The organism is Deltaproteobacteria bacterium (assembly GCA_016180855.1).
Lineage (GTDB): Bacteria > UBA10199 > UBA10199 > JACPAL01 > JACPAL01 > JACPAL01.
This window is the reverse complement of sequence record JACPAL010000022.1, coordinates 34,833-46,583: the sequence shown is the minus strand read 5'-3', so window position 1 is coordinate 46,583 and position 11,751 is coordinate 34,833. Positions and strand designations below refer to the sequence as shown.

General features: G+C 49.3%; 12 protein-coding genes. 11 read left to right on the top strand and 1 reads right to left on the bottom strand.

All coding sequences use genetic code 11. From position 1 onward, the window contains the following. Positions 1-24 precede the first annotated feature (24 nt). The 11 genes from HYT77_10025 to HYT77_09975 all read left to right on the top strand — a co-directional run bounded on the left by HYT77_10025 (position 25) and on the right by HYT77_09975 (position 10,906). Positions 25-1,332: an ATP-binding protein gene (locus tag HYT77_10025; GenBank protein ID MBI2068335.1), complete on the top strand. Its 1,308-nt coding sequence runs from the start codon at positions 25-27 to the stop codon at positions 1,330-1,332. A gap of 64 nt (positions 1,333-1,396) precedes the next feature. Further along, the gene (locus tag HYT77_10020) at positions 1,397-3,106 is read left to right on the top strand and encodes a CTP synthase (protein ID MBI2068334.1); all 1,710 of its coding nucleotides are present in this window, start codon (positions 1,397-1,399) and stop codon (positions 3,104-3,106) included. 92 nt (positions 3,107-3,198) lie between these two features. Continuing rightward, positions 3,199-4,671 (top strand): RNA polymerase factor sigma-54, encoded by a 1,473-nt coding sequence (gene rpoN, locus HYT77_10015; protein MBI2068333.1) that lies wholly within the window; start codon positions 3,199-3,201, stop codon positions 4,669-4,671. A gap of 199 nt (positions 4,672-4,870) precedes the next feature. Then, positions 4,871-5,179: a ribosome-associated translation inhibitor RaiA gene (gene raiA / locus HYT77_10010; GenBank protein MBI2068332.1), complete on the top strand. Its 309-nt coding sequence runs from the start codon at positions 4,871-4,873 to the stop codon at positions 5,177-5,179. Between the two features lie 49 nt (positions 5,180-5,228). Beyond that, the gene (locus tag HYT77_10005) at positions 5,229-5,684 is read left to right on the top strand and encodes a PTS sugar transporter subunit IIA (GenBank protein MBI2068331.1); all 456 of its coding nucleotides are present in this window, start codon (positions 5,229-5,231) and stop codon (positions 5,682-5,684) included. A gap of 88 nt (positions 5,685-5,772) precedes the next feature. After that, positions 5,773-6,744 carry an HPr(Ser) kinase/phosphatase gene (gene hprK, locus HYT77_10000; protein MBI2068330.1) on the top strand — a complete coding sequence of 324 codons (972 nt, stop codon included), beginning with the start codon at positions 5,773-5,775 and terminating at the stop codon, positions 6,742-6,744. Beyond that, positions 6,741-7,628 (top strand): RNase adapter RapZ, encoded by an 888-nt coding sequence (gene rapZ, locus HYT77_09995; GenBank protein MBI2068329.1) that lies wholly within the window; start codon positions 6,741-6,743, stop codon positions 7,626-7,628. Before hprK ends, rapZ begins: the two co-directional genes overlap by 4 nt. Further along, the gene (locus tag HYT77_09990; protein ID MBI2068328.1) at positions 7,629-8,039 is read left to right on the top strand and encodes a PTS sugar transporter subunit IIA; all 411 of its coding nucleotides are present in this window, start codon (positions 7,629-7,631) and stop codon (positions 8,037-8,039) included. Beyond that, entirely contained in the window at positions 7,984-8,301 is a 318-nt protein-coding gene (locus HYT77_09985; protein MBI2068327.1) for an HPr family phosphocarrier protein, read from the top strand. The genes HYT77_09990 and HYT77_09985 overlap by 56 nt, the downstream gene beginning before the upstream one ends. Positions 8,302-8,394: 93 nt before the next feature. Continuing rightward, complete coding sequence (locus HYT77_09980; protein ID MBI2068326.1) at positions 8,395-9,639, top strand: methionine adenosyltransferase; 1,245 nt, start codon at positions 8,395-8,397, stop codon at positions 9,637-9,639. Positions 9,640-9,649: 10 nt separating this feature from the next. Continuing rightward, positions 9,650-10,906: an adenosylhomocysteinase gene (locus HYT77_09975; protein ID MBI2068325.1), complete on the top strand. Its 1,257-nt coding sequence runs from the start codon at positions 9,650-9,652 to the stop codon at positions 10,904-10,906. A 5-nt stretch (positions 10,907-10,911) separates the two neighbouring features. On the opposite strand, the gene HYT77_09970 is transcribed toward HYT77_09975, so the two are convergent. Next, positions 10,912-11,625 (bottom strand): tetratricopeptide repeat protein, encoded by a 714-nt coding sequence (locus HYT77_09970; protein MBI2068324.1) that lies wholly within the window; start codon positions 11,623-11,625, stop codon positions 10,912-10,914. Positions 11,626-11,751: the final 126 nt, after the last annotated feature.

Sequence of the window (11,751 nt, the reverse complement as noted above, 5' to 3'; positions counted from 1 at the left end):
TGAACGCCTTTTGCAAGGGATATAATGGGTGTGTTGAAAAATGGCTTTTGGGGACTGTTCAAAAATGCCCAGCTGCAAGGCACCCCAGGAGCCGCGACGCAGGCGTACTTGAGGGTACGTCGAGGAGCCGGCGACGAGGGGAACGCAGCAGATGGCATTTTTCAACAGTCCCATAATATTCAAGGTGCCATTCAAAATAACTATTCTTTTTTTCTATTCGGGCCTCGTGGAGTCGGCAAATCGACCTTATTAAAGTCCGTTTTACCGCCTGACGAAAGCTATTTCATCGATCTCCTCGATTTTGACCTGGAGACCCGCCTCCTCAACAGACCAAAGGAATTTACAGAACTGGTCGAGGGGCTGCCACCCAAAATTCGTTGGGTGGTTGTTGATGAGGTTCAAAAAGCCCCCTTTCTCCTAGATGAGGTTCACCGACAGATTGAAGGTAATCCAAATCGCCATTTTGCATTAACCGGCTCCAGCGCCCGTAAATTGAAACGGGGGCAGGCCAACCTTCTTGCAGGACGCGCCTTCACTTATACCCTTCATCCCCTGACGACTCCTGAACTGGAGAATCGATTTAATCTTCAAGAGGCCCTTCTCTTCGGAACCCTTCCTAAACTCTTTTCCTTGACTAATCCGGAAGATAAGAAAAAATATCTGCGGGCATACATTGAAACTTATCTAAAAGAAGAAATCCAAATGGAGGGTTTGATCCGAAATCTCCCGGCCTTCCGAAAATTTCTTCCGCTCGCGGCGTCAGAAAATGGTAACATCCTGTCATGGTCTAATCTCGCGCAGGATGTTGGAACAGACGCGAAGACAATTCGCTCCTATTTCGAAATTTTAGAGGACACTCTCATCGGATTTTTTCTCCCCGCCTACTCACGTTCTTTAAGAAAAAGACAGAAAACCCATCCTAAGTTTTATCTCTTCGACCCGGGAGTCAAACGTGCGCTAGTCAATCAACTCACTCTGGACATAATACCAGGAACTCCGGAATATGGCCGAGCCTTTGAACATTTTTGGATTCTCGAAATCATTCGACAGAATGCCTATCGTCAAGCCGACTTTTCTTTTTCCTATTTTGGAACTCACGACATCGAGATTGATCTCGTTATCGAACGGCCCGGCAAACCTCTTCTCTTCGTAGAAATCAAGTCATCGGAACATGTAAAAGATTCGGATCTTCGACCGATTCGGACTCTTGCCGATGGGGTAAAAAATAGCGAGGCGCTGTGCCTCTGCCGCGAACCACGAAAGAGAAAGGTGGGCAACGTCCTGGTTTGTCCTTGGCAGGAGGCATTCGAGGAAATCGGCTTGGGGAATTAGGCCTCAATTAAACAACAATTTAAGTTGCACCTTTATTTTTTTGGCGTTACTGGAAAAGACCATCGTGAAGACGAAATTTATCTTTGTCACCGGTGGGGTCGTCAGTTCCCTGGGAAAGGGTCTTGCCTCGGCATCAATCGGTGCCCTTCTCGAGGCACGCGGCCTTAAAATTACACTCCAGAAGCTCGATCCTTATATCAATGTTGACCCCGGCACGATGAGTCCCTTTCAGCATGGAGAGGTCTTCGTGACTGAAGATGGCGCGGAAACGGATTTAGATCTCGGCCACTACGAACGTTTCACCTCGGCCAAAATGGGTCGGAAGAATAATGTCACAACCGGAAAGATCTACGACTCCGTCATTCGAAAGGAACGGAAGGGCGATTACCTCGGTCGTACCGTCCAGGTGATTCCGCACATTACTGACGAAATCAAGGGGGCCATCATGCGGGTTGCCGATGGGGTGGACCTCGTGATCGTCGAGGTAGGAGGGACTGTTGGAGATATCGAAAGCCTTCCATTCCTCGAGGCAATCCGGCAATTTCGTGCAGATGTCGGACGTGAAAATGTGCTCTATGTCCATTTGACGCTTGTCCCTTTCATCCCAACGGCGGGAGAGCTCAAGACCAAACCGACCCAGCATAGCGTCGGCAAGCTGCGTGAGATCGGTATTCAACCGGACATCCTTCTTTGTCGTACAGATCGCACCTTACCCAAGGATCTTAAGTCAAAGATCGCCCTCTTCTGTAATCTGCCGCCCGAATGTGTGATGACGGCCCGTGATGTCGAGAGTATCTACGAGGTCCCCCTCTTCCTCCATGAGGAAGGACTCGACGACAAAATTGTCGAGCTCCTGAATATCTGGACACGAGCCCCCGAACTTTCCGGTTGGCAAGGCCTTGTTCGGCAGATCAAAGGTTCGAAACAGGAAGTCACAATCGGGGTTGTCGGGAAATATGTTCACCTCACAGATGCCTATAAAAGTTTGAATGAGGCGATCCGACACGGCGGCTTTGCAAATCAGGCCAATGTCCGTTTGAAATTCATCGATTCAGAGCAACTGGAAACGGCCGAAAGTTTAAGCGAATTCTTTGATGATGTTCATGGCGTCCTGGTTCCGGGTGGATTTGGAAATCGTGGAATTGAAGGCAAGATTAAAGCCGTTCAATATGCGAGGGAGAACAAGATCCCGTTCTTTGGAATCTGCCTGGGGATGCAGGTGGCGACTATTGAATTTGCACGAAATGCCTGCGGGCTTAAAAATGCCAACTCCACCGAATTTGACAAGGAGACCCCTCATCCCGTGATCGATCTTATGGAGGAACAGAAGGCGGTTGTCATGAAGGGGGGCTCCATGAGGTTGGGAAGCTACCCCTGCCAACTAGAGAAAGATTCTCTCGCCCTCTCCGCCTACGGGGAGAGAACAATCTCTGAACGTCACCGTCACCGCTTTGAATTTAACAACCACTATCAGGAGAGGCTTGCGTCCAAGGGACTGACCGTTTCCGGGATCTGCCCTCAAGGACCTCTTGTTGAAATCGTTGAGATCAAGAAACATCCCTGGTTTCTCGGATGCCAGTTCCATCCGGAGTTTCAATCACGCCCACAACACCCTCACCCTCTTTTTCGTGAATTTCTGAGGGCCGCATGCGCCTGTCAGGCACGCCTTCTCTGGACGAACCAAAAGGAAAAAGCGGTTGTTGCTGACCGAAAAAGCCCTGAGAAGCAGCTCTTAAAAGTCAAGACGAAAAAGCATTCTGTCTCCCCTCGCTGAAAGTTTCTAATTTTTCAGATCGATTTCTTGACTCCCTCCTCTCAAAGTTTTATTATTTAGCTGTCTCGCACAAGTATTGAGAGCAACATCACATGGCGCTCGAAATCAAGCAGACGCTCCGACTGGCCCAGCAGCTGGTCATCACACCTCAGTTACAGCAGGCGATTAAACTTCTTCAACTTTCGCGCCTTGATCTTCAAAATCTTGTTCAGCACGAACTCATGGAGAACCCTGTTCTGGAGGAGACCGAGGAACCGGGCAAGGAAGAGGCTGAGGAGGTTTCTGTTACGGAGCCAATGACCCTGACGCATGAGGTGCACGACAAGGAGCAAAAAACCGCCGAGGTCGGTACCAAAGACGGCGAACTCAAGGAACCAACCAATTTTGACTGGGAGAATTATCTTGGGACTTATAATGCAGCCGAACCAGAAGGAGGGATAGGCCGTCATGAAATGTCCGATGAACCTCCCTCGTACGAAAACAAGTCTTCTCCTATCCGTAATCTGCAGGATCATCTTTTATGGCAGTTGCATCTCTCGGACATGTCACACGAAGAGGCGCTGATCGCCGAAGAGATCATCTCCAACATTAACGACGACGGCTATTTTCAGGGGAATACCGCTGAAATGGCCAAGTCGAATAACTGTTCAGAGGAACAGGTCCAATTCATTCTCAAAATGGTCCAGGAGTTTGATCCCACCGGAGTCGGGGCACGAGACCTTGTCGAATGTCTTCTCTTGCAGATCCGACCATTTGAAAAAGATCACACTCTTCTGAAGACCTTGATTGAACACCACCTGACGAATCTTGAAAAAAGAAATTATCACCTTATTGCCAAGGAACTGAATATCTCCATGGATCGTCTGAGGGAGCTGGCCCACATCGTCGGCACCCTGGAACCAAAACCGGGCCGGCCGTTCGGCGGAGAGACTCCCAACTACATTATTCCGGACGTGTTTGTTGAAAAAGTCGGGACGGAGTACGTCGTTCTTCTAAATGACGATGGACTGCCCAAACTGCAGGTCAGTTCCTTTTACAGAAACGCCCTGATGCAGAATAGCATGCCGACAGCAGCCAAGGAATATGTACAGGATAAACTCCGCTCCGCCATGTGGCTGATACGGAGTATTCATCAGCGTCAGCGCACCCTTTATAAGGTTACGCAGGCGATTGTAAAATTTCAAAAAGATTTCTTCGAAAAAGGAATCTCTCATCTGAAACCGATGATTCTTCGTGATATTGCAGACGAGATCCAGATGCACGAATCAACCGTCTCACGCGTTACAACAAGCAAATATGTTCAAACACCCCGCGGGTTGTTCGAACTCAAATTCTTTTTTAACTCAAGGGTTTCAAAAAGTTCTGGTGATGGAATAACCTCGGAAGCGGTGAAGCTCTCCATTAAACATCTCATTGAGCGCGAAAATGGGGGCACCCCACTCTCAGACCAGCAGATTGCGGCGCTTTTGAAGGATCAGGATATTCATATTTCACGGCGAACAGTAGCTAAATACCGGGAAGCGATGGGGATTGATACGTCGTCCCGACGACGACAGGCTGTTTAACTTATGGGCACCTCGAAAAACTACCCATCTGCTGTGTTGCCCGCTTCGTCCACGTCCTCACGTACCACGAAAGTACGCTCCGGTCGCGGCCTTGCGGGCGCCTTGCATTCCTTCGACTTTGCTCAGGACGGTGAGCTTGTCGAACCGCTGGGCCGTTTTTCGATGTGCCCGAAAAATCTGGGTTATTAGAGGTTCCCTTATGGAAGTCACTTATACCTTCCGACACAGCGAACCCTCCCCCGTGTTGCGAAGAAGAATTTCAGACAAGCTTGAAAAGTTGTCGAAGTATTTTCTCAAGGCCACCAAGGCCCATGTCATCCTGAACGTCGAAGGTTCCCGTCATATCGCGGAGATCACCCTTTCGGAGCGTCATCAGGTTCTCTTTGCTGAAGACCGAAGCCATGACATGTATCAGTCCGTCACAGGGGCCGTTACAAAACTGGAGAGACAACTCAAAAAAATCAAAGAGAAAACCAAGTCCCACCACCACAAAGGCGACGTCAGCTAAAAGGGTTGCATTTTCCGTCCCAATAAAGTACCCATCCCCCGGCTCCACCATGAAGATTAAACAGATTTTGTCAAAGGAAACGATTCTCTCCTCTCTCTCCGCCCAAACCAAAGAGGGAGTCATTAAGGAATTAGCCGAACTTTTGGTGCGCCGATGTCCGGGAATCACACCGGAGGTGATTGCCTCGGTTCTCATGGAGAGAGAAAAACTGGGAAGCACAGGAATCGGCAACGGCGTAGCAATCCCCCATGGGAAGCTTCCCCAACTGCCTCAAATTGTCACTGGTTTTGCGAGGAGTGTCCCGGGAGTTCCGTTTGAAGCCCAGGATGGCAAATCGGCCCATCTTTTCTTCGTTCTTCTGGCCCCTGAAAATGCTGCCAGCCTTCACCTGAAGGCCTTGGCCCGCCTCTCCCGCCTTTTAAAGGATATTCATTTCCGCAACAAACTTCTGGAAGCAAAGAACGAAGATGAAATCTACTCGACGAATTTATTTACTCAGGACTAGTGCTGAGCGAGTAATTTTGTTGATTTTTTTGGCTTTGTATATACGTCATAGTCATTACGAGTCGAAGTACTAAGGACGGAATTCCTAAATGATTGCCTTGCCTGTCCGGCGCCTTCTTTCCGATACCCGCTACCACCTCCAACTGGAGCTCCTGGCCGGTCGAAAAGGGCTCGACAAGAAAAAGATTATCATCCCTCATATCCAAAAACCGGGACTTGCCTTGACCGGTGAAACCTCCAACCTCCATCCCGGCCGTGTCCAGGTGCTCGGAAATCCCGAAATGAAATTCCTCTTAAAAACGAAGCCTGCGGAGCTCGATACTCTTTTTCGAAAATTATGCCACCTTGATCTGGCCTGCTTTGTCATCACAGACGCTCGAAAACCTCCTGCGATCTTCGTGAAGCAAGCAGAACGGGCAGGCATTCCCTTGCTCACCACGGCTCTTTCGAGTGCGATTTTTATTGTTCGAATCTCAAAATTTCTTGAGGAAAATCTGACTGAAACAACAACCGCCCATGGAGTGCTTGTTGACGTGTTTGGAGTTGGCATCCTCCTCACGGGAAAAAGCGGCATGGGTAAAAGCGAATGTGGTCTGGAATTGGTTATGAAAGGTCATCGACTTGTTGCCGATGACATCGTTCATATCCAAAAAAGGGCTCCCAACGAGCTTTATGGATCAGCAAGCGATTTGCTTCGGTATCATATGGAGATCCGGGGGCTGGGGATTATCAATATAAAAGATCTGTTCGGGGTTGCCTCGGTTCGTGATCAAAAACTAATTGAAATGGTGATTGATATGATCGAGTGGAAGCCTCGTGAGGAATACGAGCGACTGGGAGTTGACGAAAAAACGAGAGAAATGCTTGGGGTCAGACTTCCGCTGATCCGGATCCCTGTCCGGCCTGGCCGAAGTTTAACTTCCGTCATTGAGGTGGCGGCCCGAAACCAGCTGCTCAAACAAAAAGGGATTTACTCTGCGCACGAATTTCAGGAAAAACTGGCACAGGCTATTCTGGCGGGTGGAAAAAAGGGGAGCTTGCCCGAAGGCTGGAAAAAATGATGGCCCCCACAAAAAAAAACGAGATTGTCATCTTAAGTGGCCTTTCCGGAGCCGGAAAATCTTCGGCACTCCATGTCTTTGAAGATCTGGGCTACAACGCCATCGACAACCTGCCGGGAGAGCTTTTACCCCAACTTGCCGAAATGCTGAAACGCTCTGGCAGTCGACAACGCTACAGAAAATTAGCCCTTGTCATGGATGCCCGTGGCAGTGAGTTTCTCAACAATCTCCAGAAACACCTTCAGCTTTTCAGAAGGACAGGCCTGCCGCTGCGGATTCTTTATCTGGAGGCGAGAGACTCCGTACTCATCCGCCGCTTCTCAGAAACACGCCGAAAACACCCGCTTGCCCCTTCCGGCATGGTTCTTCGAGGAATTCAGCGTGAAAGGAAACTACTCAGCCCGCTCCGCCTTCAATCGAGCCAAAATCTCGACACGTCGACACTTTCCGTACATCAATTGCGTCAGCGTATCCTTGACTTTGTCCATCAGAAAAAAAGCATAAAAAAACTGGTCGTCAACATTCTCTCATTTGGTTACCGGTTTGGCGTTCCCCTCGAGGCCGATCTGGTTCTCGACATCCGATTTCTCCCTAATCCCCATTTTGTGCCTTCGTTGCGCCCCCTTTCCGGGGAAAACAACAGGGTCCTCCGGTTTTTGCTTGCCAAAAATGAGACACGGTTGTTCATCAAACACCTGAAAAGAATGCTCCGCTTTCTGCTCACCTGTTATCAAAAAGAGGGGAAGTCTTATTTGACCTTGGCCTTTGGCTGTACGGGAGGACGCCACCGTTCCGTCGCCATCGCCAGAAAGGTGGCACAACAGTTGAAATGGGAGGGTTACGCGGTTAACATGTATCATAGAGATATCGTGAGAGGAGATTGAATGATGGTAGGAACAATTGTTGTCACTCATGGAGGTATCGGCAAAGAATTGGTAAGAGCCGTTCAAACGATCGTTCGGGAGCCCAACCCGCTTGTCGGTGTTGCTCTTGAACAAAGCGAATCGGTCGACCAGATGCGCCACAAGATTGAACAGGCAATCCGGGAGATGGATAGTGGCGAAGGAGTTCTACTTCTTTCAGATATGTTTGGAGGGACTCCTTCTAACCTCTGCCTTTCATTTCTTAAGGAGGGAAAGGTCGAGGTCGTGACAGGAGTCAACCTTCCGATGTTGATCAAGATGGCAAGCCTCAAGGAGAAAAAGTCTCTGGAGGAGATCGCCGATTTTATAAAAAACTATGGGCAAAAAAATATCGCGCGGGCCACAGAAGTCCTCCACGGCAACCGGTCTTAATTTCTCCAAATCGTTCAGGGTGTTGAACACACTTGGGCTTCATGCCAGAGCTGCGGCCCTTTTCGTCAAGCTCGCCTCGCGCTATAAATCAGAAATCCAGGTGAGCAAGGGGACCAACAAGGTCAATGGAAAAAGCATTATGGGTATTCTAATGCTAGCGGCAGCCAAGGGATCGGAAATTAAAGTCAAAATAGTCGGAGAAGATGCCAAAGAGGCATTACATGAACTGGGCAAGCTTATTGAATCGGGATTTGGTGAATGAACTAGAGGTCAATTCCCTTGACGCCCTCCGCCTTTTTGGATAGCCCTCTCAGGTTCTAGAATCCGACTATTAAAAATTAAGAAAGGAGTCTCTATGGGTTCCAGTTTTCTCTTCAGTTCCGAATCGGTCACAGAAGGTCATCCAGACAAGGTATGCGATCAGATCTCGGACGCAGTTCTGGACGGCTTTTTGGCACAGGATCCTGATTCCCGTGTTGCCTGCGAAACACTAGCAGCCGGCAATCTGGTCGTCATTGCTGGCGAAATTACCTCAAGGGGAACCGTTGATTATGAAAAGATTGCTCGCAAGGTCATTCGCGAGATCGGCTATACCAATGAAGAATGGGGTATTGATGCCACTACCTGCCGGATCCAGATTGCGGTTGGCAAACAATCCCCCGACATCTCTCAGGGGGTCACCGAGGGAGAGGGCCTTTTCAAGGAGCAAGGAGCAGGAGACCAGGGGATGATGTTTGGTTATGCAACCAACGAGACCCCGGAACGAATGCCGATGCCAATCCTCTATGCTCACAAGCTGACAGAACGGCTTGCCCAGATACGGAAGAAGGGCGTTGTCAATTTTTTAAGGCCTGACGGGAAGTCACAGGTGACTGTCCAATATGTTAACGGACGCCCACACCATATCCCGACGGTTGTCCTCTCAACACAACATTCGCCTGATGTTGCTTATGAGACCTTGAAGGAAGCTATGATTGAGGAAGTGATCAAAAAGGTCCTTCCCTCTTCCTTGCTTTCTAACAAAACACATTTTCTCATCAATCCCACTGGACGCTTTGTGACGGGAGGCCCTCTGGGTGACTCCGGTCTGACGGGACGGAAGATCATTGTCGATACCTACGGTGGATGGGGACGTCATGGGGGCGGCGCTTTTTCAGGAAAAGATCCCTCCAAGGTAGATCGTTCCGCCTGCTATATGGCCAGGCATATCGCCAAAAACATCGTGGCTTCTGAGTTGGCAGAGCGATGTGAGGTACAAATCGCTTACGCCATCGGTTATCCGGAGCCCGTCTCTTTCATGGTTGACACATTCGGCACAGGGGCTCTCAAGGATGAAGAGATCACAGAAATCGCCCTTAAAACCTGGAGTCTCAAGCCGGCAGCAATTGTTGAAACCTTGAAGCTCAAACGTCCCATCTATCAGAAGACTGCTTCTTACGGACATTTTGGGCGAAATGATACCGATTTTACCTGGGAAACAACCGATCGTGTTAAACAGTTAAGGACTCTTGGTGAGTCGTATCGGCATGAAAAGGGAAACGGAAAATCCCTAAAAAATGATGAACGGTTAGCCCTTCGTGATCAACCGGAACTTAATTAAGGAGATGCCTATGTCATGCGACATTAAAGACAAATCGCTAGCGGAACAGGGGATTTTAAAAATGGAATGGGCCGCCCAAAATATGCCCGTCCTTCGTCTGATCCAGAAACGATTTGAAAAGGAAAAGCCACTCAAGGGGTTGAAGATTGCCGCCTGTCTTCATGTAACGACAGAGACAGCCAACTTGGCTGTGACACTCAAGTCGGCCGGCGCGCATGTCGCCCTTTGTGCCTCAAATCCCCTTTCCACACAGGATGATGTCGCGGCCGCCCTGGCCTTTCGCCACGACATGCCGGTTTTCGCCATCAAGGGGGAGGATGAAAAAACCTATTACCAGCACATTAATGCGGTTCTCGACAGTCACCCGACTGTCACGATGGATGACGGGGCCGACCTTGTCTCCGTTCTCCATCAGAAAAGGACTTCCCAGATGTCGGAAGTGATCGGTGGAACTGAAGAGACAACCACCGGAGTGATCCGACTCCGTAGCATGGAGAAAAACAAGGTCCTTGGTTATCCGATTGTCGCCGTCAATGAGGCACTGACGAAGCATCTCTTTGACAACCGTTATGGAACAGGACAGAGCACTCTTGATGGTATTGTTCGCGCAACCAACCGGCTCATGGCAGGCTCTGTTTTCGTGGTCAGCGGTTACGGATGGTGCGGCAAGGGACTCGCTTCACGGGCCCGTGGTATGGGAGCAAGAGTCGTTGTCACAGAAATAGATCCGATTCGCGCTCTCGAAGCGGTCATGGATGGTTTTGAAGCGATGCCGATGGAACGGGCAGCCGTGCTGGGTGATTTTTTCTGCACTGTTACCGGGAACAAGTCGGTGATTCGGAAGGAACATTTTGAAAAGATGAAAGACGGAGCGATTGTCTCGAACTCGGGACACTTCAACGTTGAGATTGATATCCCTGCCCTTGAATCGATAACCGTTTCAAAGCGAGCCATCCGGGACTATGTCGTGGAACATCGCTTGGCGGACGGTAGAAAGATTAATCTACTGGCGGAAGGACGTCTTATCAACCTTGCCTCGGCTGAAGGTCATCCCTCGAGTGTTATGGATATGAGCTTTGCCAACCAGTCTCTTTCGGCAGAGTATCTCTTCCAAAACTTCAAGAAGCTTGAGAAGAAGGTCTACGCGGTCCCCGAAGTGATTGACCGGGAGATTGCACGTCTGAAGCTAAATGGCATAGGGGTCGGCATTGATCACCTAACACCGGAGCAGGAGAAATATCTCTCCTCCTGGGATGAAGGGACTTAAAGTTCCTAGAACAGTTTCCGTTTTAATTTCTTTTCGGTCTCCTGCCTCAGAATAAGGACAGACGACATCTCGTCCGTGCCAGGAAATTCCTGCTCAATCGATTTTAGAATTTCAATGACCTTTGGATAATCTTTACGACTATCAAAAATCTGTCTCGCCTCATTTAACATCTGCCCTGCCATTTTGTTTTCGAGGAGCTGAAGACGTGAGAGAAGCGACCCGGCCCTCTCGTAATGAAGAGATTCCAGTGGCACTTTCTGAAGGTACTCGCGACTGCCCGCAGCAGGCCTTTCCTCCTGATTTAAGGCGGTTTCGATTTCAATCAATTTAATCGCCATTTGATCTGTCTTTTTGGTCTCTCGTTCTTGCATCCGGTGAACACGCGCCTGAGATCTTTGAAGCAGTTCATTCTCCTCCTCGGCCATTTTGACCACCTCTCGGTAGACAACTTCCGCCTCTTGGTAACGCCCCTGAAGAAAGAGGAGATTCGCCAGGTCGTATTTCAAACGGAGCGGATTGATCTTCTCTTTCTGTATTTCAATGAGGAGCTCTTTCAGTTTTTCAATCGCCTGATCGATCTTCCCATGATCAGCCAATGCGTGGGCCTCACTGATTCCCTGACTATAACTGTTCTTCTCCGGAGTTCCTTCCTGGGCAAAAATAGATTTTGAAAAAGAGAGGCAAAACAGAAAAAAAACCTGAACAATGATACGATTCATCAGCGCCCTCTTTCATGTCTTTTCCCCCTTAAAGTCAAGATGGCACTCATGGGGTCTCGCCCCCCCAAGATGTCCTCAAAAACGCAGCGAGAATGACCTCCGCACCGAGACCCATAAAAAACTGCA